Raw genomic sequence first — 24,144 nt, 5'->3', positions numbered from 1 at the left:
ATACGATCAGCTCGCGGCGCGCAGATAGGCCTCCTGCACAGCCGAGGGGATCCGGCCGCGGTCCGGCACATCGTGACCGTTGTTCCGCGCCCACTCACGCACCGTTTTCGCGTCCTTCGACCGTCCGGCCACGAGCCCTTTGAGCCGGCCGCGGCCGCCCACTCTACGGGCGAACGGCACCCACTTCGCCATGCTCGCCCGGAACTCCCGCGCATTCGCCTCGGTCAAGTCGATCTCGTACAGCACTCCGTCGATACCGAACGATACGGTCTCCGCCGCCGCGGACTCGCCGTCCAGATCATCGACCACAGTGACAACAACTTTGCGCGCCACGCTCCATACCTCCACTCACCGGATCGCCCAAACTTCCCGCGGCACAGTAGCAGTCACCGGTATCGGGAATCATGAGCAACGCCGGGCGAGCCGCCGATCCGAAAACCACGCCACCACAACAGTGTCGGGCCCCGAAGTGTTTCGACACAGCAGGCCGATCAGAGGCTGCTACTCGCCTTCGCCAAGAACCCGGCCAGCAGGTCGTAGTCGATATCCTGCCCCTCGGCGATATCGGCAGTCTTGCGCTCACCGGTACCCATCGACCTGAGCACTCCCTTGACCGCCGCGATCTCCGCAGCGTTGAACACCATGAACGACACCTTGCTCTTGGCCGCATGGATCAAGGCCGCATGCTGCCCGTTCTTCAGGAAATGCGGTTTGCCGTACTGGATCTGCTCTTCGACGCCGGGGATCGTCTCGTGGACCATGGCGCGCAACCGGCGGCACACGTCGATCTGCCACGGCGGCAATCTGTCGATGTATTGGGTTACTTCGTCGTTCATGGAGTGCTCCTGGAAATTCGATGGCGCCGACGGTCGGCGCCGAGGGGCCGGCGTGGTGCTGTAGGAGGCGAAGTCGATCAGCGGCCGGTATCGCCGCCGGCCGCCCTGGGCCCGGGCGCTCCTGCGCCGGGCACAGGGACGAGTATTCACCGAATCCGGTTTTCGGCGGGTCGAATTCGATGTTCTCGCGACCCCTGCACCGGAGCGGGCGAGCCTACCCGCATAGCTCTGGGCCGCCCTGCTGCTCATGAGATCGGCGCGCCGGCCGAGCCCTGTCCGGCGTCCCCATAGCACTCCACTACCGACGTCGAAAAGGGAAACCGCACCGGTGTCGGCCCGAAAACCAGCCGGCCCGCGGTATCGGCCGCGGTGGCGATCATATCGGCGATCTGCGTCGCCTCCTCGTGCGGACAGTGCACGATCACCTCGTCGTGCTGGAAGAAGACCAGTTCGGCGCGGAGCCCGGCACGGATGATCGCGTGGCGCAGACCCGCCAGGACCAGCAGAGCCCACTCGGCAGCGCTCCCCTGCACCACGAAGTTCCGGGTGAAACGACCCCGGGCACGGGCGGCCGAGCTTGTGCCGTATTCGCTGCCGGGCGGCAGCTCCTGCCGGTCCGGGGTCTCGACCGATACCGGCGGGCACGTCCGCCCCAGCCTGGTCCGCACCAGCCGGTCCTCTTCGCCCGCCCGCGCCGCTTCGTCGACATAGGCCACGGCCGCCGGATAACGGCGCCGCAGGCCGGCCAGATGGGTCAGGGCGTCGCCGGAAGTCTGGCCGTAGATGGCGCCCAGTAGCGCGAGTTTGGCCTGCGCACGGTCACCGCCGAAGCCGCGTGCCGCCAGATCCGCGTACAGATCGTCGACCCGGCCGGCCGCCTGCATGAGCCCCGGGTCGCGCGAGACGGCGGCGAGTATCCGCGGCTCCAACTGGTCGGCGTCGGCGACCACCAGGCGCCAGCCCGGATCGGCGCGGATCGCCCGGCGGATCACTTTCGGGATCTGCAGGGCACCACCGCCATTGGTGGTCCAGCGACCGGAAACCGTGCCGCCGGGAAGATATTCGGGACGGAAGCGTCCGTCGTGTACCCACTGTTCCAGCCAGGACCAGCCGTGGGCGGTGTAGAGGCGGTACAGGGTTTTATAGGCCAGCAGCGGCTCCACCGCCGGATGTTCCACGCGTTGCAGCTCCCATTTGCGGGTGGAAGACAACTCGATTCCGGCACGGGCGAAGGCCCTGATGATGTCAGTGGGAAGATCCGGCCGGACCCTGGCGCCGAACGCCCGCGATACTTCGTCGGCCAGTTCCGCCATCCGGCGGGGCTGCGATCCGCCCGGATAGCGTTCCCCCAGCAGCGTGTCCAGTAACTCGCGGTGGAGATCGGCGCGCCACGGGATACCGGACCGCGACATCTCCGCCGCGACCAGCATGCCCGCGGATTCCGCGGCCAGCAGCAGCCGCATCCGGTCCGGATGCTCGGTGGCCGCCGTGCGGGCGAGCTGGCCTGCGTAGACCTCGAGCAGGGCGGTGAATTCGTCCGTTCCAGCGGGTAGCGGCACCGGGCCCGACTCGAACAGCGACGGCTGGAGCTCGGCAGCCCGCGCCGGGGCATCCCGTGGCACCGGCAGGTTGTGCAGGCGCGCCCAAGCGGCCGCCAAGGACCGGGCCTGCCCGGCCTGACCTTCCTCGTATCCGATCAGCAAGGCCTCCGCGGCTTCCACGTCGTAACAGCGCTCGACCCGCACATCCGCCACCAGGAGCGATCGGTAGATACCCGCAGTGGAACGCCACACCCATCTCTCGACCTCGGGGCGCTTCCGCACCGCCTCGGCGAGCGACGGCTCGCGGACCACCGCTCCCGCGGGCCGGCCGTCCGGACCGAGCGGGCACAGCACCGCACCACCGTCACCCGTCTCCGCCACCGCCCACCGCACGTCCCGAGTCTGGCATCGGCGTCCGACAACCTCGGGTTCGGTTCAGCGCGATTCGGATCAATAGTTGAATGCGCATATCCATGTATCGACACAGAACCTGCCTTGCCCGCCACCTGCAACAGGCACAGCAGGTCCAGCACCAACCCTGGATCGCCGCAGAGCCAGGCCCAGCAGGCTCAACCAGGCGCAGCAGGCGCAGAGCGAAGTCGGCCGATCATCCAACCGATCGCACGACCATGCCGGCAACCGCGCAGTCGGCGCAGTCGGCGCACTCGGCGCGGTCGTTCGGTAGCCGACCGCTCGGCCCGTTCCGGGGCGCCTTCGGTTTCGGCGGCCGGCTGTACGGCCGGGTTCCGGTCGGCGGTGGCGGCGGAGTCGGCGAGGGCAGCATGGAAGCGGCGACTGAACCCCGATTGCCGTAGGAAATGAACGTCGTGAACCCTTGGGCTACCCGATCGCGATGCTTGAAGCGACTCCCCTACCACCGGCGAGGGCCGGAACAGCCTCACCGACCACAAGTCAGGCGGCCATGACGTCCGCTACCGGTCGGCGTGGAGTTTCGGCGAGTGGGGCCAAGCTACCGGCCGCCCAGCCGACGCGGACCATTGCCTGTGGGTACGCGCAGTCGTGCAGGAGTCCGGTGCGGATCTCCTGACGGGAATCGAGCATGCCGAGCGGTTCGGTCTGCAGACTCGTCGCCAGGCCGAGCCCGGTCGCGGTCAGCAGGAGGGCACTGATCGCTTCGCCCGCGCGCAATTGGGCGCGGCGATCGTCATACGGGGTGCCCACGACCAGCCATTGCGCGCCGTCGGGCTGGTCGGCGGGGTCGAGCAGGGCAGGCTCGGCGAAGCCGCGGACCGGGATCTCGCCGGTGTGCCGGGGGGCGGGGGCGTTGCGGACCGGAACGCCGTCGGCGGCACGGCCCGGACCACTCCAGCGGGCGATCTCCGCCTGGTAGGCGGGGTCGGCACTGTGCAGTTCGGCGGCGTGGCGCATGGGGTCGGCCAGACGTGGAAGGAGGGGATCCGGGACCTGCCGGACCGCGGCGCCGTAGGCGGAAGCCTGGGCGGCGAGTGCGCGGATATGCCCGGCGGGGATGGGGCGGGGCAGATAGCGGCGGCGGTCGGTGCGCCGCAGAAGGATAGCGGCGGCCTGTTCGATCTGGGCGGTCGAGGGGCGCTGCCGGGTGGTGTGCACGGTGGCGAGGTGATCGGGGTCGGTGGGATCCGGGCAGTACTCCACACCGGTCGACCAGCTGAGCGCGGCCAGAGCTGTCCGCAGATGGTGTAGCGCGGCGCCGCAGCTGATGATCAGGGCCCGCTGGTAGGGGTCGGTAGCGGTGAGGTGGCGATCGGGGTCGGCGAAGAGCTGGATCCCGGTGGGGGTCGGACGCCACCGCCACGGCTGGGTGTTGTGGACGGACGGAGCTCGGACGGCGAGACCGAGGGCGATATCGAGGGCCTCACTATCCGGGATCGCGGCGAACATGTGTGATGCGTCCTTCCGATCACAGAACTTTTCCGGATGTGGTCCGGCGGCCGGCCACACCGGCACCCGGACGACGACGTGATCACCGCGGCACGCCGGCCGGTTGGTCGCGGCCGCGACGGCGATTGCGCTGGTCCCGAGGGTAGACATTCGCGCCGGAGCCGGCATGGAGGTATCGGGCAGGTTTTCGCGACTCGCTTCGATCCGGGCCTATCGCAGTGCCGGATTCCGTAGCGCACCATGAGGTTCCGGACCCGGCCGCACACCATGCCGCGCAGCGGGCCGCGGGTGTGATGTTGGACATGACCGCCGCGGTGCCGGTTCGCGGGGTATAGCGCGCGCGACACGCGTGAGGCCCCGCTGTTTCCCGTACCGAATGCCGGGTAGATCGCCAGTACGCTGGGCAACCTCCCCTGGTTTCCGGCTGTGACAGATGCGATACACCGAGGAAAGGGATGCATACCATGCTGATACGTCGGCTTGCCCGGCCGCTGCTGGCGAGTACGTTCGTCGCGAACGGCGTCGAAACCCTGATGCATCCGCAATCACGGGTACAGGAAGCGTCGAACCTGGTGGTGAAGGGGCAGGAATCCCTGCCGTCGAATATCGCATCGTCGCTTCCCTCCGACCCGGACACGATGGTCAAGGTGACGGCGGCGGTCCAGATTGCGGGCGGCACGCTGCTGGCGCTGGGGAAGGCACCGCGGCCCGCGGCGCTGGCCCTGGCGGCGACCGTGGTTCCGGCGACGGTCACCGAACAGAATTTCTGGGCCGAAACCGACCCCGCCCGCAAGGCCGCCAAGCGGACCGCGTTCCTGAAGGATATGGGCCTGCTGGGTGGGCTGATGATCGCCGCGGCGGATACCGCGGGCAAACCGTCGCTGGGCTGGCGGGGCCGGCGGGCCGCCCGTAAGGCCGCGTCCACGGTCGGCGGGGCGCTGCCGGTCGGCGCGTCCGCGCGTAACGGGTCCGGTGAGGCGGTGCGCCACCAGTTGCAACAGGCCGCGGAGCGCGGCCAGGAGGTCGCGGGTACCGCGGCGAGCCGAGGCCAGGAGCTGGCGGGCACCGTCGCCGGCAAGGGGGCCGAGCTGGCCGAGCTGACCCGCGAGCGCGGCCCGGATTGGGCCGAAGCGGCCAAGCACCGCGGGTCCGAGTGGGCGGATATCGCCAAGCACCGGGGCAGTGAACTGGCCGAGGTCGCGAAACATCGCGGCGGTGAACTGGCCGATACAGTGCAGACTCGCGGGCCCGGGTGGACCGAGGCCGCCAAGAGCCGCGCCGCCGAGATCGGCGATATCGCTAAGCACCGGAGCAGCGAATTGGCCGATACAGCGCAGGCGCGGGGCCCGGTATGGGCCGAGTCGGCGAAGCAGCGGGCGTCGAGGCTGGCCGATGCCGCCAAGCACCGGGGCGAGGAAGTCGCCGAGACCGCGAAGCATCGGGGCAACGAACTCGCCGGCACCGCCCAGACCAAGGGGCCGGAGTTGACCGAGGCCGCCAGGAAGCGGGCGGCCGGTCTCGCCGACTACTCGAAGAATCGGGGCGGTGAACTGGGTGCGGCGGCCAAGGAGCAGCGCGCTCAGTTGAAGAAGCAGCGGGCGCAGCTGGAGAAGGCCTACCGGAAGGGCCGGGCGGACGCGGCGAAACACCGCTGAAGTCGATAGTCCGAATGCCCGGGCATGCTCACCATGCCCGGGCATTCGGTTTATCGGGGCCGAATTGCGCGCGGCGGCTGCTCCAACCGCACAAGCCGTGCCACACCTGCCGCCGAGGACACGCGGTTACTCGGGCCGGACCAAGCAGAAAGTATGTCCTACCGGGTCTGTGTACACCCGGAAGTTGTCCGTCGTCTGGATGAGGGTCGCGCCGAGGGCGAGCACCGCGGATTCGGCGACCTCCATATCGCCCGCCCGGATATCCAGGTGGATCTGCTGAGATCCTGCCGGGTCGGGGAACTGCGGCGGCCGGTACTGCGGGGAGAGCTGGAAGGCCAGGCGGCGGCCCTGCGGGTCGGTCATAGCCACCCAGGTGTCGTCGCTTTCCGGCCGGACGATCTCCCCGCCGAGCACGCCCAGATAGAACTCGGCCAGTTTCCACGGGTCCGGGCAGTCCAGAACGACTGTGCGCAAACCCTCGACACCTTCGGCGGCCATCGGTGGCCCTCCTTCCACAACCGGACAACGATCACGGCATACCCGGGCGGACGCGGTGAAAAACGTCGCCGCTCCCCCGGTCCGCCGAGGTCGTCACCGGTCAGGGAGTTGTCGCGACCACCTCGTAGACGTCGCCCACGGCCGCGGTCAGCAGCCGTTCGGCCATCTCCTGCTTGAGTACCGTCAGCCGGGCCTCGTCTTCGGATGTCCGGCCGGTTTTCGCGCCGAGTGCGATGAACTCGTCGGTGACGAACCCCGCATCACGCAGCTGCACCCGCACGGTCCTGCCGCGGTAGCCGAATTCCCAGACATAGCGGGCGAGGGTGGTCCCGCGGGAGGTCGCGGCGAGTTCGGAGTCGACGGTGAAACGGTCGCCCGTGACGGCCCGCAGCGTCATCTCGACGGCGTCCCGGCCGCCCGGTCCGGGGAAGGCGGTGCGGACGGTGATCTCACGGCGTTCGACCTCGCCGAGGACGGCGACGGCCTGCTGCATGGCGCAGTAGGCGTGGGCGACGCCGCCGGGGAATCCCGGGCCGTGGTACTTCATGAGGTCGGCATACGAGATGTTCAGCGGTACACCGTTTTCGTGGACGGTCAGCATATGTCCCTCTTTCACTGGTCGCCCAGTACAGCGTCGAATAGACCGAGGGTGGCGCCGGGCACCACCCCGAGGGCAGGTTAGCCTTGCCTACTCCATCGGTGTCAAGCGGGTCCGTTTCACTTGTGCGCGAGCGCGTTCGGCCACCACACCTTCGGGCCGGCAACGGTGAACAGCGCCGGAATGACCACGGTGCGCACCAGGAACGTGTCCAGCACGATGCCGATACCGACGATGATCCCGAGCTGGGTGAGCGTGATCAGCGGCAGCACTCCGAGCACACAGAACACCGCCGCGAGCACGATACCCGCACTGGTGATCACCGCACCCGTCGCCGAAACCGCGCGCACCATACCGCCGACGGTGCCGTGATCCGGGGTTTCCTCGCGGGCCCGGGTCACCAGGAAGATGGTGTAGTCGACGCCCAGCGCCACCAGGAAGAGGAAGGCGAACAGCGGTGTCGTGGTGTCCAATGCCGGGAATCCGAACAGGTGGGTGCCCACCAGACTGCCCAGCCCGAGGGCCGCGAGAGCGCTCAGCACGGTGACCGCGATCAGCAGCACGGCGGCGGGGACGGCACGAAGCAACACCAGCAGCACCGCGAAGACCACCACCAGGATGAGTGGGATGACCAGGAACTGATCACCGCGGGCGGCATCGCGGGTATCGAGGGCCTGAGCGTCGCTGCCGCCCACCAGCGCTTCCGCCGCGGGCACATCGGCCAGCGCCGCGCGCATCTGCTCGATCGTGTCGAAGGCCTGCGCGGATTCCGGCGCGGCCTCGAGTGTGACCATCCACCGGTCGGTACCCGCATGGCTCCCGGCGGGGTTCACCGCCGAGATCGCGGGAACAGTCGACAAGGCCCCGCGAACCTCGTCGGCGGTGCCCGCGCGGGCCAGCACGATCGTCGGATCGGACGATCCGGACGGGAAATGCGCGGCCAAGGTATCGAAACCGTCGACCGATTCCGCCTCGACCCGGAATTGCTCGGTCTGCAACAACCCGATGGACACACCGAAAAGACCGGCGCAGCAGCCGAGCAGGACGACTATCGCGGCCGACGAGACGGCCACCGGCCGGGCCACCACCCAGGTCGCGATCCGATGCCAGACGCCCCGGTCGGTGATGTCGTCTTCGCGCAACCGGGGAACGAACGGCCAGAATACGTTCCGGCCGCACAGTGCGAGCGCGGGCGGCAGCGCCACCAGGACGAACACCACGGCGACCAGCAGTCCGGCCGCGGCCATCAACCCCAGTGACCGGGTGTTCGGCAGGGTCGCCAGCAGCAGGGTGCACAGTGCGAGGACCACGGTGATATTGCTGGCCAGGATCGCCGGGCCGGCGCGGCGCACCGCTTCGTACAGTGCCTGCCGGTGGTCGCGGTAGCGGTGCAGTTCGTCGCGATAACGGGAGATCAGCAGCAACGCATAGTTCGTACCGGCGCCGAAGACGAGAACACTGGTGATGCCCGAAGTGGAGCCGTCGAAACTCAGGCCGGTGAGCCGGGCCAGCGCGGTGCCGACCCCGATGGCGGTCCGGTCGGCGACACCGATCACCAGCAGCGGGAGCAGCCACAGCACCGGGGACCGGTAGGTGATGATCAGCAGCAGCGCGACCACCAGTGCGGTGACCGCCAGCAAGGTGATGTCCGCGCCGGCGAACGAATCGGCGATATCGGCGCCGAAGGCTGGACCGCCGGTGATCTGCATGATCAGTCCGGGCGGGGTCTGCTGCGCCGCCACTGCACGGAGCCGGTCGATCTCCGCGGTGAGGGTTTCGCCGCTGAGTTCGGCCGAGACGCTCGCCCGCCCCAGGGCGGCGGCACCGTCGGGCGAGGGGACGAGCCCGGGGCCGCCCTCCCCCGTACCGGCGACCTTGCCGACAGCCGATTCGGCCGCCGCGAGGTCGGCTTCGGATAGTCGGCCGCCGTCGGCCCGGCTGATCACGATGATGACCGGGGCGTCCGCACCACCGGGGAATTCGGCCACCGCGGCCTTCACCCGCGCGGATTCCGACGATTCCGGTAGCGAGGTCGGCGCGCGGCCGGCGTCGTCGTTGCTACCGGCGCCGAGAATCGCCGCGCAGGCCGCCAGGACGACGGCGACGAGTAGCCACCACGAACGGCGGCCGGTGACCAGTGCGGCATAGCGCTCCCACGCATTCACCCGGCCAACTATTTCAGAAACTTAAATAATACGCAAAACGCCGACTACACTCGGTGCGCCGATCAGAACAGGGAGGACCACCGAGCGTGACACCAGCAGGCGAACCGGCCGATGCCGCGGCGCGCAACTCCGCCGAAACCGATATCGCCACCGATATCCGCGCGCTCACCGCGATCTCCGAGCAGATCGCCCACCTCTTCGCCCATTCGCATGCGCTGCGCAGCACCGATTTCCGCGCCCTCATGCATATCGCCACCGCCGACGCCGAAGGCCGCCCGCTCACCGCGGGGCAACTCCGCGAACTCATGGGGCTGTCCGCCGCCGCCATCACGTACTTGGTGGAACGGATGATCGCCTCCGGTCATATCGAGCGCGAGATCGATTCCCGCGACCGCCGGCGCGTCCTGCTGCACTACGCCGAGCACGGGATGGCGGTGGCCGGGGAATTCTTCGGCCCGCTCGGCGTGCGCACCCGCACCGCCATGACCGCCTTGCCGACCGACGATCTGCGCGCCGCCCATCGCGTACTCCAGGCGGTGGTCGCCGCCATGCGCGAACACCACACCGCGCTGACCGACGAGCGGCCGTCCGGCGGCTGAACCCGGACGGTCCCGAACTCCCTGCGTATACCGCGGTAGACGGGTACGGCTGATTGCGACGGCGGCGGCCGGGTATACGCCACCGACAGGAGGTGTGTCATGCCGAAGGAATGGACCGGTAAACAGGAACGGCAATACGAGCACATCAAGGATTCCGAGCAGGATCGCGGCACGGGAACGAAACGGGCGAAGGAGATCGCCGCACGCACGGTCAACAAGAACCGGGCGCAATCCGGCCAGTCGAAAACCGCTAGCCGCTCGTCCACCCGGGATATCTCGCCGCAGCGCCGCGGTGGGAAACGGTCGCACAGCAGCGGACCTAAGGGCCAGACCCGCGATCAGTTGTACAACGAGGCACGGCGCCGCGGGATACAAGGCCGCTCGAAGATGAGCAAGGACGAACTCGCCGACGCGCTGGGCCGGTCGTAACGGCGATGGGTACCACCGCGAAACCGGTCGGTGCGGCCGAGTTCGTCCCCGCCGACGCCGATCTGGACACCGTCCGGGCGGCGGCCGCGGGCTGCCGCGGATGCGATCTGTACCGCAACGCCACCCAGACCGTGTTCGGCGAAGGTCCCGCGGACGCGTCGGTGGTGATGGTGGGTGAACAGCCCGGCGATCAGGAGGATACGCAGGGCCAGCCGTTCGTCGGCCCGGCCGGCCGGCTCCTGGACCGGGCACTCGGCGAGGCGGGTTTCGACCGGGAAACGGTGTACCTGACCAACGCGGTCAAACATTTCAAATTCGCCGAACGCGGTAAACGCCGCATCCACAAGCAGCCCAGCCGTACCGAGGTGGTGGCGTGCTCGGCCTGGCTGGCGACCGAACTCGAGCTGGTGGCACCGGAGCTGGTGGTATGCCTGGGCGCGGTCGCCGCCAAGGCGGTGCTCGGACCGTCCGCCACCGTCGGCGAACTCCGCGGGCAGATGGTGCAGCGGCCGGATTACCGGATCACCGCCACCGTGCACCCGTCGTCGGTACTGCGCGCACCCGACCGCAAGACCGCCTATGCGGATTTCCTCGACGATCTGGCGTATATCCGCGAAACCGGGCGGCAGTGATCGCTCAGCGGCCGGTTCCCAGATCCAGTCGCCGGGTGACCCGGTCCACCAGATCGGGTGGCATCCCCGGTTCGCGGCGCGCGGCCAAGGCCTCGCGCCGGCCTGCTTCGGCGAGTTCGTTTCTGATCCGCTTGACGGTGGCGGCCATTCGCGCCTCGCGTTCGGCCAGGGCCCGTGCCTCCTCGCCTGCGGCTTCGGGGTCGGCCCGGGCCATCCGTTTGCGAACGCCTTCCCGTAGCCGTTCGTAGAGTTCGACGGGGACGTCCTCGGATTCGGCGAGCTCCTCGAGGCGGGCCAATTCGGCGTCGACGACGCGTTTCCACAGTTGGCGTTCCAGCCGGCGTTCGGCGCGGGTATCGGCGTGGACACCGGTGAGCCGCACGATCAGCGGCAGCGTCGGCCCCTGCACGAGCAGGGTGAACAGCACCACCACGAACGCGATGAACAGGATCTGGGTGCGGCCGGGGAAATCGGCGCCCGCTTCGGTGGACAAGGGAATGGCCAGTGCCAGCGCGACGGTCGCCACACCGCGCATACCGGTCCACCAGGTGACCACGGTTTCCCGCCAGGTGTAGGGCTCGTCGGCGTCTTCGTCGTGCCACCAGGCACCCCGCAGCCACCAGGTCACCGTCAGCCAGATGAGCCGCAGGACTACGACCACGGCCACCACCGCGGCGGCGACGGCAACCAATTGCGGCCACTCGTCGCCGGTGGCGGCGAGGACCGCGCTCAGTTCGAGGCCGATGAGCCCGAAGGCGAAGCCGCTGATCAGCAGCTCGGTGATATCCCAGAACGATTCACCCGCCATGCGATAGGCGGTATCGCCGAATTCGGTCGCCGCGTCGGTCAGGTACAGGGCGCACACCAGGACCGCCAGGACGCCGGATCCACCCCACGATTCGGCGAGCCCGTAGGCCGCGAACGGCAGCAGCAGGGTCAACGCCACCTGCCAGCTCGCCTCCGCGAGGTATCGCGTGAGTTTGCTGCCCAGCATGCCGAGCAGTAGCCCGACGGCCACCGCCACCACGGCGGAGACGACGAATTCGAGGCCGGCATGCGCTGCCGAGAAACGGCCGGTGACCACCGCCTCGATCGCCACCGAATAGATCACGATCGCGGTGACATCGTTGAACAGTCCTTCGCCGCCGAGCACGACCACCAGCCGCCGCGGTAACCCGAGCCGCCCGGCCAGCGCGGTCGCGGCCACGGGATCCGGCGGCGCGACCATCGCCCCCAGCACAATGGCCGCGGCCAGCGGCAGGCCGGGGTACCAGGCATGGAACACCGCGGCGACCGCCGCGACGGTGGCGATCACCAAACCCACCGCACGCAACACGATCGGTTCCCAGTTCTCCGCGAACTGCCGCCAGGAAGTGCGGCGGGCGGCGGCGTAGAGCAGGGGTGGCAGCACCAGCGGCAAGATCAGTTCCGGTGGGATCCGGATCTCGGGGACGAACGGCAGCAGCGCCAGCACGCAGCCGAACAGCGTCATCAGCACCGCGGAGGCCACGCCGATCCGGCGGCCCAGGGCCTCGGCGAGGACCGCGGCGAACAGCAGCGTGAACGTCAGCACCAACTGGTCCATAACGGTCCAGTCTGCGAGATGCGGGGCCTCCCGGCGGGGCGCAATGCCGGGGCGCGGCGAAATCGGCATCCGGGCGCGGATTTCCGGCCGGCGGCCGTTCGGGCAGCACACTCGTCATCGTCGTCGGTACCAGGTCATACGATGCTGCGGTGACCGAATACGACCACCTCGACACCTCCGTCCTGCCCGACCGTCAGCGCCGCATCCTCGCGGCCATCCAGGAGTGGGTGATCCGGCACGGTTATCCGCCGAGTACCCGCCAGCTCGGCGACGCGGTGGGGCTGCGGTCGGGATCCTCGGTGTCCAGGCATCTGAAAAGCCTGGAGGAGAAGGGTTTCCTGCGGCGCGGTGACGGTATGGCGCGGCCCATGGATGTGCGGTTGTTCCTGAACACCGGGCAGGGCGGCGGATCGGCGGATCGGGAGGGTGCCGTATCGGTGCCCGTAGTCGGCGATATCGCCGCGGGCACCCCGATCACCGCCGAGGAGCATATCGACGATGTGCTGTCGCTGCCGCGGGAACTGGTCGGGCGGGGCACCGTATTCGGGTTGCGGGTGCGCGGGGACTCCATGGTGGAGGCCGCCATCTGCGACGGCGATATGGTCGTGGTGCGGCAGCAACCCGAGGCGCAGTCCGGTGAGATCGTCGCCGCGATGCTGGACGGGGAGGCCACGGTGAAGGTGTACCGCCGCCGCGGCGGGCATAGCTATCTCGAACCCCGCAATCCCGCCTATCCGGTCCTCGACGGTGACCACGCCGTGGTGCTGGGCAAGGTGGTTTCGGTGATGCGGCGGATGTGACGGCGCCGGAGGCGGCGACCGGCGCTCCCCGCGGATGGGGCATGATCGAATTCATGGCCGCCGACCCGGGACCTCGGGTCCCCGACAGTATCGACGAATTCCGCACGCTCGCCCACGCCCGGCTGAACACGTTCGACCGCATCGCCGTTCCGGACGATCTGGCGGCCCGCCGCGCCGCGGTGGCACTGTGCGTGGTGGACAACGGCGCCGGCCCGGCGGTAATCGTCATCAAACGCGCCTACCGGGGTCGCAATGCCGGGCAGTGGGGTCTGCCGGGTGGCCGGGTGGAGCGTGGGGAAACCCTCGAACGGGCTGCCGCCCGCGAACTGCACGAAGAACTCGGTCTCGTCGCCGATCCCGCCGATGTGCTCGGGATCCTCGACGATTTCCCGGCCGCCTCCGGTTTCGCCATCACGCCGATCGTCACGACACTGAGCGATATCGCGGATCTGGATCCCAGCGCCGACGAAGTGCACTCCGTACATTTCGTGGACCTGCACAGTCTGGCCGCCGAAGGAACACCGCGCTGGGTACGCCGCGGTGATACCGATACCCCGGCAACCCCGGAGACCGGCCTGTTGCAGATGCGATTGGCCCCCGATATGACCATCCACGCGCCGACGGGCGCGATGCTCTGGCAGTTCCGGGAGGTCGTCCTGCTCGGGCGGCGGTCCGCGGCGGCCCGGGTCGCGCATTTCCTGCAGCCCGACTGGACCCATCACTGAGCTGGAACCGGATCACTCGCGGCGACGGTCCCTGTCCGGGGCGGTCCCCGAACGCTCCCCCTCCGCGACGATATCCGGACGCTCCTCGGCCAGCCGCTCGCCCAGGGATTCCCCCTCGCGCTGTTCGCGGGGCGTGGTCGCGTAGCGGTCGGCCGCGGACCAGTCGTCGGGTGGGTCCATCCCCTCTTCCAGCGGGTCGGCGGCCAGTTCGTCCTCGTCCAGTTGTTCCTCGGTCGGCGGGACGCTCGCCCATTCGGAGACCTCGGCGGATTCCTGACCGGTGTCATCGGTTCCGTTCATGGTCGCCGGATTGCCCGGTGTGCTCGGTCGAAACAGGTTGTCACCGAATCACCGGCTCAGCCGGGGATCGTTCCGGTGGCCCGCCCGGTCTCGCGGTCCTCGGCGCCGCGACCGCGCCGGCTACCGGTGTAGGCGGCCTCGCGCAGACGCTGCACCACCTGCGGTACGGGTTGCACGTCCTCGGGATGGTTGAGCATCGGATCGAAGAAATCCGTCCGGTGTTCCTCCGGGTCCGCCAGCCGTAAGGCCAGCTCACCGACCGTCCGCGGACGTGAGCGCAAACCCGCCGCGGTGATCTCGAAATCGAACGGGTGCTCCTGCAGATGCTGTTCGAGTTCGCCGAGCGCGGCACTGCCGGGCTGCGGCCCGACCGGATCGGCGAAGATCCAGCGCAGGCTCGAATCGGGGAAACGATACGGCAGCAGGGATCCGTAGCGGGCGTGCGACCATCCGCGCGCGGGGGTCACCACGAACCGGCCGGCCATACCGCGCCCGGTGGTGGCGAGTGCGAAATCCCAGGGGTGTTCGTCGCGTGCGAGGACGCGGAAGCCGATGCCGAGAATATCCGGCACGGTGCCGGGAGTACCGGTGCCCTTGGACAGGCGGGCGATCACCGCGCGGTCACCGCTGCCGAACAGCTCCTCGAATTCGGGTTCGGCCCGGAACCGCCCGGCCAGGCGGATACCGCGAGGGTGGAAGAAGCGGGCGTGCCGCAACCGCGCGCCGGTATCGAACGCGGTCCGCACCACAGGTGTGATCGGATCAAACATCGGCCACCTCCTGGGCCGCGCCCGGACGGCGCCAGCTCTCGTCGCCGACCAGCTGACTGGTTTGCGGGCCCATGAGCAGCATCCCGCCATCGACGACGTAGGAGGCGCCGGTGACATAGCCGGCGGCCGGGGTGGCGAGGAACGCGACCACCGAGGCCACCTCGTCGGCGTGACCGGGACGGCCCAGCGGTAGACCCGGCCGGGGATGCTCGCGCGGGTCGGCATCGTCCTGGCCGGTCATCGGCGTCGAGATCTCGCCCGGCGCCACGGAGTTCACGGTGATGTCGTGCTCGGCCAGCTCCAGCGCCAGCACCTTGGTGAGTGCACCCAGACCTGCTTTGGCGGCGCAATACGGTGCCGCCCCGACCTTCGGCGCATGCTCGTGCACGCTGGTGATATTGACGACCCGGCCGCCGCGACCGGCGTCGATCATATGCCGGGCCGCCCGCTGGGTGCACAGGAACGCCCCGTCGAGATCGACGGAGAGCACATGGCGCCAGGTGTCGAAATCCATATCCATCGCCTTCTGCGAGGATCCGGTGCCCGCGCAGTTCACCAGGACATCCAGCCCGCCCAGTTCGCCGGCGAGTTCGTCGATCGCGGCCGTGCTCGTCGGCAGATCGTCCAGGTCGAGCTGCCGGACGGCGGCCTGGGCGCCCCGGTCACGGGCCAGCTCGGCCGTATGCGCGGCCCCGGACTCGTCCGTGTGATACGTGATGCCCACGTCGACGCCGCCACCGGCCAATGCCACCGCGACGGCCCGGCCGATACCCGAATCGGAGCCGGTCACCACCGCACGCAAGGGCGCGCCGATACGTTCTTTCGGTAAGGGAGCGATAGTAGCCATGGCGGGCGGCTACCCGGTCCGGGCGCGGTGACACAGCTATTCGCCGACCGGATCGTGGCCGCCGACGCCGGAGCCGAATTCGCGGTACCGGGCCGGGCCGCCGGCGTCCGGTGCCAGCGGCGGGGTCGGTCCGCCGGTGCCGCGCCGGAACGCGTCGAGGAAAAGCCGCAGGGTATCGGTGGCGGCGGTGCGCGGTGTCCAGCCGAGTTCCGTGCGCGCCCGGGTCGTATCCAGGACAGGTAGATGCAGGAGGGCGTCGAACAGGCCGGGGGTTGCCGGTGCCAGGTGCAGATGCCAGGCACCGGCCAGGGCGGTGCGGACCAGGCGCGGCGGCACCGAGAGGGCACGAACCCCCAGGGTGCGTTCGATCTCGACGCGGTCGAGGACCGGTTCGGCGGCCAGATTGAACGCACCCCGCACATCGGCCACCACCGCGGCCGCGTAGGCGGTGGCCACGTCGGCGCTGTGCAGGGTCTGGAAACGCAACCCGCGCGGGTACGGCAGTGCCGGAAGCAGTTCGGGGCGCACCAGCCGGTTGGGCACCAGCGGTCCGGCGAACAGGCGGCGCTGTTCGCTCGCGGACGCGCGCTGGAAGATGAACGCCGGTCGCATCCGGACCACCCGGCATTCGCTGTGCTGCTGTTCGAACAGGTCGAGGACCCGCTCGACATAGGCCTTCTCGACCATGTAGGAGGCCCCGGGCCAACCTTCGGTGGGCCAGGCCTCGTCGACCGGTGTATCGCCGGCACCCGGCGAGTACGCGCCGATCGACGACGCGTAGACGAGGGCCGGCACCCCGGCGGTCGCCACGGCGTCGAGTACACGTTCGGTACCACCCACATTGGTACGCCAGGTGTCCAGTGGCCGCCGGGTCGGCTGGAACGCCCACGCCAGATGGATCACCGCGTCCGCACCGCGGAAGATCGCCGCGAGATCGGTCGACCGGACATCCGCGGCCACCCATTCCACCCCCGGCCGTTCCGCGGCGGGTCTGCGCCGGGCCAGGCCGGCGATCGAGGTCACCTCAGGTGTGGTGGACAGGGCGTCGAGCACCGCGGTCCCCACATTGCCGGTCGCCCCCGTGACCACTACGCGCATCGGTTCTCCTCGCTGTATCGGGTCGAGCTACCGGCTTACCCCGATCCGGACGCACAACACCCGCTGATCACGGCGAACTCGTGCGGCACCCCCCGTCGAGGCGGTCCAGCCTGTGCAGTGGGGACCGACGGGGCAGAGCGGCGCGCTCGGCTCAGCCGCCTGCAGTGCGGACAGGGGTTTCGCTGCCGGCCTGCGCGGGCGCTCCCCCAGCTGTCCGATGCACCGAATCGTCCAGCGGCGCCGAGGCCGTGTTGGTCGGCGCGGGGGCCGGGCCGGTTCCGCGGTCGAGACGACGCAAGGTGGCCGCGGCGGTCTTGAACAGCGGTTGTTTGGACACCGGGTCCCAGTCGGTGATCGTGAGTTCGTTGGCCGCGCGGTCGTGCCCCCGGCCGTCGGCGTCCCAGTACCCGTAGTGGAACGGTACGAACAGCACACCGGGGCGGACCCCGCTCACCCGGGCGCGCCCGTGGAGTACACCGCGTGCCGTGCCGACCTCTACCTGATCGCCTTCGGCGATACCGTCACGTTCAGCGTCGGCACCGGAGATCTCCACCCACACCTCGGGTGCAGCGGCCTGTAATTGCGGGACCCGGCCGGTTTTGGTCCGGGTGTGGAAGTGGTACAGCGTGCGGCCGGTGATCAGCGCAAAGGGGCGCCGGTCATCGGGCTGCTCGGCGGGTGGCAGGTAGCCGGCGGATCTGATGATCGCCTTGCCGTCCGGATTCAGCGCCCGGTATTCGGCGGGTTTCAGCGGGGTGCCGGTGATCAGGTCTTTGCCGTAGGACTCGCAGTAATCGGGGTCGCTCCAGAATGTGCCATCGGTATACAACCGTTCGGTCCCGTCGGGTGCGGTCGCGGTGCACGGCCATTGGATCCCCGAATCGCCGCGTAGTTTTTCGTAGGTGAGGCCCGTGTAGTCGCAGGGGCGGCCCGCCGAGCACTGTTTCCATGCGTCGAACGCGGATTCGGCGTCGCGCCAGGCGGGCAGGGGTGCGCCGTCGCGGTCGCGGAAATCCATTCGCCGGGCGTAATCCAGCAGGATGTCCAGGTCGGCGCGGGCCTCGCCGGGCGGGTCGACCGCGCGTTCGGACAGGTGCACGGTGCGGTCGACGTTGGTGAACGTGCCGGTCTTCTCACCCCAGCCCGCGGCCGGTAGCACGATATCGGCCAGTTCGGCGGTTTCGGTGCGGAACATATCCTGCACCACGAGAAACAACCCCGCACTGGACAGGATGTCGCGGATGCGGGCGAGTTCGGGCAGCGAAACCGCCGGATTCGTCGCGCTCACCCACAACATTCGCAGACTGCCCTCTTCGGCGAGGTCCATCATCTTCATCACATGTGTCGGGGGGCGGTCGTGCGGAAGCTGCCCGGGGTCCAGATTCCAGATCCGGGCCAGGTCGGCGATATGGGTGTCGTTGGCCCAGTTGCGGAATCCGGCGATATCGCCGTCGGCGCCGCATTCGCGGGTGTTCTGGGCGGTCGGCTGGCCGTTCATCTGCAGTACCCCGCAGCCGGGCCGGCCGAGCATGCCGCGCAGTAGATGGATGTTGTTGACCTGCACCGCGGCGGCCGTCGCCTGATGGGACTGGTAGAAGCCCTGCAGCACGGTGGACAGCAGGCGGCGCGCGGAGCCGAGCAGGCGGGCGGCGGCGCGAATATCGGCGGCCGGGATATCGCAGATCCGTTCCGCCACTTCGGGTGGGTACTCCGCCACCTGCTCGCGGAGCCGGTCGAAGCCGACGGTATGTGCGTCGATGTAGGCCCTGTCGATCCAGTTGTTGACGACGATCTCGTGCAGCAGCGCGTTCATGAGGGCGAGGTTGGTGCCGGGCAGCGGCGCCAGATGCACCGTGGCGTATTCGGCGACCCGCGTGCGCCGCGGATCCACGCACAGCAGTGCAGGGGGATCGTCGCCCGCGAGCCGGTCGAGTATGCGCGACCAGAGCACCGTCTGGGTTTCAGCGACATTGTGACCGAACAGGGCGATCGTATCGGCGTGGTCGATATCGGTGTAGGAACCGGGCTGGCCGTCACAGCCGAAGGATTCCTTCAACGCGGCCGCGGCCGTCGCCGTGCACAGGCGGGTGTTGCCGTCCAGATGGTTGGTGCCGAGGGCGCCGTGCGCGATCACTCCGAGCGTGTAGTACTCCTCGAGGAACAACTGCCCGGAGGTGTAGAAACCGATCGCGGCGGGGCCGTGCTCGGCGAGCAGAGCCGAACTGTGCCGCACCACGCGCTGCATCGCGGTATCCCAATCGGTTTCGACCAGTTCGCCGCCGACCCGGATCAACGGCCGAGTGAGCCGGTCGGCCGCGGAGTTGGCCTGCCAGCCGAACAGATCCTTGGGGCCGAGCCGGCCGCGGTTCACCCGGTCGGTGCCCCGGCCCCGGACCCCGACGATGCGATCGTCACGGACCGCGATATCCAGCGCGTCGCCGTTGGAGTGCAGCACCGACGCCGACGGCACCCAGCGCACGGTCGCCGGGTCCACGCCGTCGGCCAGATAACTGTCCACCCGGACCGGCCAGGTGTCTCCCGGGGCGTACGGGGTCCGGTCGCCCCAGGGATCGGCGATACGGTCGCGTTTCTCCATACCCCGCGCGTACCCAGCGCGGGCGAATTCAACAGTGCCGGGTCAGGCGCCGGGCCGGGCGCCGGCAGCGCCGCCGGAATGCCCTGGTAGTACACAGACCGCGTCGAGTCCGAGCACATGATTGAGCCGGCCGAACGCGAGCCACGAACCCAGGCACATACTCAGTTCCACGATTTCGGCCTGGCTGTAGTGCGCGGTCATCCGGGACCAGAAATCCTCGTCCAGATTGTGGTGGTCGAGGGCGTAGCGTTCGGCGTATTCGGCGGCCAGCCGGGTCCGGTCGTCGAGTTCGGCGCCGGCGCGCCAGTCGGTCACGGCGTCGGCGAATCCTTCCTCCACTTTCTGCCCGTCGCGTTCGGTACGCCAGTCCAGGCAGAAGATGCAGCCGTTGATCTGGGCGATCCGTAACCGCGCCGCCTCGAATTCGCGCAGTCCGAGCGTAGTGTGCTCGTAGACCGCCAGCGAGAACTTCGAGGCGGCGGTACCGATACCCGGCACCATCTCGCCCCACACATAGCCGATGGGGTCCTTACCTTCGGGAATATCAACTCGCATGGCTGTTCCTTCCGAGCTTGCCGGCCGCCGGCCGCAGCGGTATGTCGAGTGCGTCGTAGAGCCCGGGCGCGGCGTCGACGAGCCAGTCGATGGCGCCGACGAGGCGTCCGACGGCGGTGGCGTTACCACCGGCCGCGTAGTTGCCGCCCTCGTCGGTGGCTTCGACGGTGACCTCGATACGCGGTCGCCCTTCGATGATCACCCGGTGCGCGCCCGACCCGTTGGGCGGGGCGGGCCATTCGGCAGCGCAGGACGGATGGATCCGGGTGATGTGCTCGACAATTATGCGCGGCTCCCCCGCCACGATGCCCTGCACCTCGAATCGCATCGCGCCTTGCGTCCCGGCCGCGAAACTACCCATCGTCGCGGTCTCGACCGTGGACTCGAGCGGCAGTCGCTGTACGTCTTCCCGGATCTCGTCCAGGTCGACCCCGAGCGCGCGGGCCATGAGCCGCACCTGCCCGCCCCACACCATGGTCGGCACACCGGGCGCCACCATGGGTGGCAGCTGGTCCATCGGCTGCCCCATACCCACCAGGTAGCGGACGGAATCGGGCTGGTCGTAGGTCGAATAGTCGAAGATCTCCTGGCAGCGCACCACATCGACGACGCTGCCGAGACCGCTGATCAGCACCGGCAGGACATCGTTGCCCCAGCCGGGGTCTATGCCGGAGACGAACAGCGATCCGCCGCCGGATTCGATGGCGGCCAGTACCGGTTCGCGGATTTCCGGCGGTGCGCCGCGCTGGTCGTAGAGGGCGTACAGAGCCGGTGTCACCACTACGGCACCGGCGCCTACCGCGCGGACGATATCGGCGAGCGCCTCAGCCGGCCGGATATCGCCGGACGCGGCATAGACCACGGCATCGGGGCTGTCCGCCAGCACGGCTTCGATATCGGTGGTGGCGGCGACGCCGAGCTGCCGGTCCAGCGCAGCGAGTTCACCGGCGTCACGCCCGTGCTTGGCCGGATCGTGGACGACCACGGCCGTCAGTACGAGCTCCGGATGGGCGTCGACCGCGCGTATTGCGGCGCGACCCACATTGCCGGTCCCCCAGACGACCGTCGAGATCATCGGCGAATCGTAGCAAGCGCTTGGTTGCGGAGGGGCCGTTTCGGCAGCGCCGGTTACTGCTCGATGATCCGCAGTTCTCCGCCGATCCGCAGGAAGGCCGTCGGGGTGAGCCCGAACATGGCCCGGAACGTATCGCTGAAATGCGACGGGGAGGCGAACCCGGCATCGGTCGCCGCCCGGGTCAGGTCGTGGCCGACCGCGTAGGCGCGGGCGATATGCACCATCCGTGCCCACTGGACGTAGCGGCGGAAGCTGGTCCCGGTCTGCCCGGCGAAGGTGCGCAGGAAGTATGAGGTGGAAAGCCCTGCGGCGCGGGCTGTTTCCCCGGCCCGGTGCGGACGCGCCGGATCGGCGCGGATCCGGCTCGCAGCGGCGGCGATCCGGGCGTCGCGGAGGGTGGGCAGCGGGATACTGGCCAGGTCGAGCAGGCGCTCGATATCCGGCTCCGGTTCCCGGCACAGCGCCACGAGATCGGCTTCGCGGCGGTGCGCGTACGGATAATCCCCGGCCAGGCGGGTCATTCCGCCGAGGCAGCGCGCCAGGGCGGTGCTGGTCGGGTCGAAGAAACAGAACAGCATGCGGCCCCGGGTCTCCACCACGTGATGCGTGGTCCGGGCGCGGAACAGGAAGCTGCGGGCGGTGATATCAGGCCGCCCGTCCACGCGGACCCGAAACGGCGCGTCGATCCCGATACCGAGCGATGGGATGGCGGTCGAATGCGCGTCCAGCCCCAGCCCCGGCCCGAGATAGACGGCGTGACCGAGCCGCACCCACAGCCGGGCAGTGGCCGGCGTAGCGCACGTTTCCGGAAGTGCCACCTGGGTCATATGCGCGACGATACCGGCGCGGGATCGAATAGCGGCACCCTTCCGGTGCCGGTCCGGATCGAGGAGCGGCAGAGTTCAGCTGCCAGTGACGAGTCGGCCCCCCTGGCCGCCGGGATTCTTTCGGCACAGTCTGCCCCGGGAACGAGAAAGGCATGCAGCGATGACCATGAACCGGATCGAACGGACAGCAGCACCGGAACTGAAGGAGACGACGGTCGACGGTGCCCGGCTGTGCTACGCCGAGGCCGGTACCGGCGACCCACTTGTCCTGCTGCACGGCTGGCCGGAATCGCATCGGGCCTGGCAGCATCAGATCGGCCCGCTGTCGGCGCACCGGCGAGTACTGGCCCCCGACTGGCCGGGCTGGGGCGACTCCGCCCGCGATACCGCCCTGTCCTGCGATTACGACAGCGAAGTCGACCGGATCGCGCGGATGTTCGATGCTCTGGGAGTGGACCGGGTCGATCTGGCCTGTCACGATTACGGCGGCTTCCTCGGACTCGGTTTCGTCCAGCGCCATCCCGATCGGGTCCGGCGGCTGGCGATCCTGAATTCGCGAGCGCACCGCACTTTCACGCCACAGTATCGACTGTTGTTCGGCGCGTTCACCGTCGGCTCCCGGCACCGCCCGACCCGGCGCCTGCTGGCCACACCGCCCGTGTACCTGGTCCACCGGATCGGATTGGCGCGTTATCTGCGCAACGGCAGCTTCGACCGGGAACAGCTGGCGCGCTACCTCGAGGTGCTGCGCACCCCCGACGGCCGCCGCTGGTACACGCATTTCTGGGCCGGTTACGAGGTCCGGGTGCGCCCCGAACTGGGTGCCCGGCTGACCGAGATCTCCTGCCCCACCACCGTCATCTGGGGTACCCGCGACCCCGCCATCCCGATCCGCACCGCCGAGGAGCTCGCCCACCGGATACCCGACGCCGAGCTGATACGGGTGGATGCCGATCACTTCCTCATGGAAGAGCAGCCGGACGAGGTCACCGCGGCCCTGCTGCGCTGGCTGAACCGTCCCGCGCTGACGTGACCGACACCGTCACGGAGGCGACCGACGGTTGCATGGGCCCGCTCCGGAATGCACTACCGGTTCCGGGGTAGTCGCTCCCTGTGACGACGACCCGGTCCCGTAGCCGGCTCCCCCCGGCCGGCCACGGCAGGCGGTAACACCGATGCCGTGGCATATCGGGACCTCCGGCTGGCAGTACCGGGATTGGCGCGGGGTGTTCTACCCCCAGACCTGCCCGCAGCGACTGTGGCTCGAGCATTACTCGGCCAACTTCGCGACCGTCGAGAACAACAACGCCTTCTATCGCCTGCCCAGCCGGGAAACCTTCACCGCCTGGCACGATCGCACCCCTGCCGATTTCGTCTGCGCGGTGAAGGCGAGCCGTTTCCTGACCCATATGAAACGGCTGCGCGACCCCGCCGAACCTGTGGCGCGGCTGCTCACTCACGCTGAGGGACTCGGCGCGAAGCTGGGCCCGGTGCTGCTGCAGTTACCCGGCACGCTGCACGGCGACCCCGGCTTGCTGGAGGCGTGCCTGCGTTGCTTCCCGGCCGGAGTCCGGGTCGCGGTCGAACCACGGCACGAATCATGGTGGACCCCCGAAGTACGCGCCGTCCTCGAACGCAACGAGGCCGCCCTGTGCTGGGCCGACGCCGGGTCACGGCCGGTGACACCGCTGTGGCGTACCACCGAGTGGGGCTACCTTCGGCTGCACCACGGCCGCGCCGACCCACCGCCGCACTACGGCCGCCGGGCCCTGCACACCTGGACCGACCGACTGACCGAGGCCTGGCCGGGCGAGCACGATATCTACGTCTACTTCAACAACGACCCAGGCGGCGCCGCGATCCACGACGCGATCGCCTTCGCCCACCTCGCCACCGCCGCCGGCGCCACCCTCACCCGCACACCCGACCGGATTCCCGCGGCCGACTGACCCGATCCGCGTGCCGGGTACGCCCACCGCGCCACCGTTACCCGCACACCCAACAGGACGGCCGTAGCCGACCGACCTGATCCGCGGGCCGGGTTCGATTGCAGCGTCTGGGTGACATCGCGCCGGATGGACAGCCGGCCCCCGTCCCGGGCCCGAGCGTGGCCGTGCTGACACCTGGCCCGG

At 69.2% G+C, this 24,144-nt stretch carries 24 protein-coding genes; 8 read left to right on the top strand and 16 right to left on the bottom strand.

Translation table 11 applies throughout. The features are described 5' to 3' along the window. Positions 1-6: 6 nt before the first annotated feature. The 4 genes from ACFWPH_RS20725 to ACFWPH_RS20710 form a co-directional block, all read right to left on the bottom strand. Positions 7-333, bottom strand: coding sequence for an Lsr2 family protein (locus ACFWPH_RS20725; protein WP_378753314.1), 327 nt, complete (start codon positions 331-333; stop codon positions 7-9). 158 nt (positions 334-491) lie between these two features. After that, positions 492-836, bottom strand: coding sequence for a DUF1801 domain-containing protein (locus ACFWPH_RS20720; RefSeq protein ID WP_378753312.1), 345 nt, complete (start codon positions 834-836; stop codon positions 492-494). Positions 837-1,081: 245 nt separating this feature from the next. After that, a complete protein-coding gene (locus ACFWPH_RS20715) occupies positions 1,082-2,770 on the bottom strand; it encodes a bifunctional 3'-5' exonuclease/DNA polymerase (RefSeq protein WP_378753310.1) in 1,689 nt (562 codons plus the stop codon). 519 nt (positions 2,771-3,289) lie between these two features. Further along, a complete protein-coding gene (locus tag ACFWPH_RS20710; protein WP_378753308.1) occupies positions 3,290-4,258 on the bottom strand; it encodes an Acg family FMN-binding oxidoreductase in 969 nt (322 codons plus the stop codon). A gap of 464 nt (positions 4,259-4,722) precedes the next feature. Here ACFWPH_RS20710 and ACFWPH_RS20705 point away from each other — a divergent pair, with 464 nt between their 5' ends. Next, on the top strand, positions 4,723-5,913 hold the full coding sequence (locus ACFWPH_RS20705) for a DoxX family membrane protein (RefSeq protein WP_378753306.1): 1,191 nt from the start codon (positions 4,723-4,725) through the stop codon (positions 5,911-5,913). A 126-nt stretch (positions 5,914-6,039) separates the two neighbouring features. Here ACFWPH_RS20705 and ACFWPH_RS20700 read toward each other — a convergent pair whose 3' ends face one another. From ACFWPH_RS20700 to ACFWPH_RS20690, 3 genes are all read right to left on the bottom strand, one after another. Next, positions 6,040-6,411, bottom strand: a complete 372-nt coding sequence (locus ACFWPH_RS20700) for a VOC family protein (protein ID WP_378753304.1) — start codon at positions 6,409-6,411, stop codon at positions 6,040-6,042. Between the two features lie 100 nt (positions 6,412-6,511). Then, positions 6,512-7,012: a hypothetical protein gene (locus ACFWPH_RS20695; RefSeq protein ID WP_378753302.1), complete on the bottom strand. Its 501-nt coding sequence runs from the start codon at positions 7,010-7,012 to the stop codon at positions 6,512-6,514. A 116-nt stretch (positions 7,013-7,128) separates the two neighbouring features. Further along, positions 7,129-9,174, bottom strand: a complete 2,046-nt coding sequence (locus ACFWPH_RS20690) for an MMPL family transporter (RefSeq protein WP_378753300.1) — start codon at positions 9,172-9,174, stop codon at positions 7,129-7,131. An 86-nt stretch (positions 9,175-9,260) separates the two neighbouring features. Between ACFWPH_RS20690 and ACFWPH_RS20685 the strand changes: the two genes are divergently transcribed. The 3 genes from ACFWPH_RS20685 to ACFWPH_RS20675 all read left to right on the top strand — a co-directional run bounded on the left by ACFWPH_RS20685 (position 9,261) and on the right by ACFWPH_RS20675 (position 10,834). Next, positions 9,261-9,773, top strand: a complete 513-nt coding sequence (locus ACFWPH_RS20685; protein WP_378753298.1) for a MarR family winged helix-turn-helix transcriptional regulator — start codon at positions 9,261-9,263, stop codon at positions 9,771-9,773. Positions 9,774-9,872: 99 nt separating this feature from the next. Beyond that, positions 9,873-10,202 carry a plasmid stabilization protein gene (locus ACFWPH_RS20680; protein WP_378753296.1) on the top strand — a complete coding sequence of 110 codons (330 nt, stop codon included), beginning with the start codon at positions 9,873-9,875 and terminating at the stop codon, positions 10,200-10,202. A 5-nt stretch (positions 10,203-10,207) separates the two neighbouring features. Next, positions 10,208-10,834, top strand: coding sequence for a UdgX family uracil-DNA binding protein (locus ACFWPH_RS20675; protein WP_378753294.1), 627 nt, complete (start codon positions 10,208-10,210; stop codon positions 10,832-10,834). Positions 10,835-10,838: 4 nt separating this feature from the next. On the opposite strand, the gene ACFWPH_RS20670 is transcribed toward ACFWPH_RS20675, so the two are convergent. Continuing rightward, positions 10,839-12,419: a Na+/H+ antiporter gene (locus ACFWPH_RS20670; protein WP_378753292.1), complete on the bottom strand. Its 1,581-nt coding sequence runs from the start codon at positions 12,417-12,419 to the stop codon at positions 10,839-10,841. A 149-nt stretch (positions 12,420-12,568) separates the two neighbouring features. Here ACFWPH_RS20670 and lexA point away from each other — a divergent pair, with 149 nt between their 5' ends. Both lexA and ACFWPH_RS20660 read left to right on the top strand, forming a co-directional pair. After that, positions 12,569-13,219, top strand: coding sequence for a transcriptional repressor LexA (gene lexA, locus ACFWPH_RS20665; RefSeq protein ID WP_378753290.1), 651 nt, complete (start codon positions 12,569-12,571; stop codon positions 13,217-13,219). Between the two features lie 41 nt (positions 13,220-13,260). Continuing rightward, positions 13,261-13,944: an NUDIX hydrolase gene (locus ACFWPH_RS20660; protein WP_378753288.1), complete on the top strand. Its 684-nt coding sequence runs from the start codon at positions 13,261-13,263 to the stop codon at positions 13,942-13,944. A 12-nt stretch (positions 13,945-13,956) separates the two neighbouring features. On the opposite strand, the gene ACFWPH_RS20655 is transcribed toward ACFWPH_RS20660, so the two are convergent. The 8 genes from ACFWPH_RS20655 to ACFWPH_RS20620 all read right to left on the bottom strand — a co-directional run bounded on the left by ACFWPH_RS20655 (position 13,957) and on the right by ACFWPH_RS20620 (position 22,012). Further along, a complete protein-coding gene (locus ACFWPH_RS20655; RefSeq protein WP_378753286.1) occupies positions 13,957-14,244 on the bottom strand; it encodes a hypothetical protein in 288 nt (95 codons plus the stop codon). A 56-nt stretch (positions 14,245-14,300) separates the two neighbouring features. Beyond that, complete coding sequence (locus ACFWPH_RS20650) at positions 14,301-15,014, bottom strand: phosphodiesterase (protein ID WP_280416645.1); 714 nt, start codon at positions 15,012-15,014, stop codon at positions 14,301-14,303. Continuing rightward, positions 15,007-15,861 carry an SDR family oxidoreductase gene (locus tag ACFWPH_RS20645; protein WP_378753284.1) on the bottom strand — a complete coding sequence of 285 codons (855 nt, stop codon included), beginning with the start codon at positions 15,859-15,861 and terminating at the stop codon, positions 15,007-15,009. The genes ACFWPH_RS20650 and ACFWPH_RS20645 overlap by 8 nt, the downstream gene beginning before the upstream one ends. A 36-nt stretch (positions 15,862-15,897) precedes the next feature. Then, entirely contained in the window at positions 15,898-16,959 is a 1,062-nt protein-coding gene (locus ACFWPH_RS20640; RefSeq protein WP_378753282.1) for an NAD-dependent epimerase/dehydratase family protein, read from the bottom strand. Between the two features lie 151 nt (positions 16,960-17,110). Further along, positions 17,111-19,555 carry a molybdopterin oxidoreductase family protein gene (locus ACFWPH_RS20635; protein ID WP_378753280.1) on the bottom strand — a complete coding sequence of 815 codons (2,445 nt, stop codon included), beginning with the start codon at positions 19,553-19,555 and terminating at the stop codon, positions 17,111-17,113. A 42-nt stretch (positions 19,556-19,597) separates the two neighbouring features. Next, positions 19,598-20,110: a carboxymuconolactone decarboxylase family protein gene (locus tag ACFWPH_RS20630; protein WP_378753278.1), complete on the bottom strand. Its 513-nt coding sequence runs from the start codon at positions 20,108-20,110 to the stop codon at positions 19,598-19,600. Next, complete coding sequence (locus ACFWPH_RS20625) at positions 20,100-21,185, bottom strand: dihydrodipicolinate reductase (protein WP_378753276.1); 1,086 nt, start codon at positions 21,183-21,185, stop codon at positions 20,100-20,102. The genes ACFWPH_RS20630 and ACFWPH_RS20625 overlap by 11 nt, the downstream gene beginning before the upstream one ends. 53 nt (positions 21,186-21,238) lie before the next feature. Then, a complete protein-coding gene (locus tag ACFWPH_RS20620; RefSeq protein WP_378753274.1) occupies positions 21,239-22,012 on the bottom strand; it encodes a helix-turn-helix domain-containing protein in 774 nt (257 codons plus the stop codon). 160 nt (positions 22,013-22,172) lie between these two features. On the opposite strand from ACFWPH_RS20620, the gene ACFWPH_RS20615 reads away from it, so the two are divergent. Both ACFWPH_RS20615 and ACFWPH_RS20610 read left to right on the top strand, forming a co-directional pair. Then, positions 22,173-23,045: an alpha/beta fold hydrolase gene (locus ACFWPH_RS20615; RefSeq protein ID WP_378753272.1), complete on the top strand. Its 873-nt coding sequence runs from the start codon at positions 22,173-22,175 to the stop codon at positions 23,043-23,045. 142 nt (positions 23,046-23,187) lie between these two features. Further along, positions 23,188-23,961 (top strand): DUF72 domain-containing protein, encoded by a 774-nt coding sequence (locus ACFWPH_RS20610; RefSeq protein ID WP_378753270.1) that lies wholly within the window; start codon positions 23,188-23,190, stop codon positions 23,959-23,961. Positions 23,962-24,144: the final 183 nt, after the last annotated feature.

The organism is Nocardia sp. NPDC058499, assembly GCF_042719915.1.
Classification (GTDB): Bacteria; Actinomycetota; Actinomycetes; order Mycobacteriales; family Mycobacteriaceae; genus Nocardia.
This window is presented reverse-complemented; position numbering and strand designations above follow the sequence as displayed.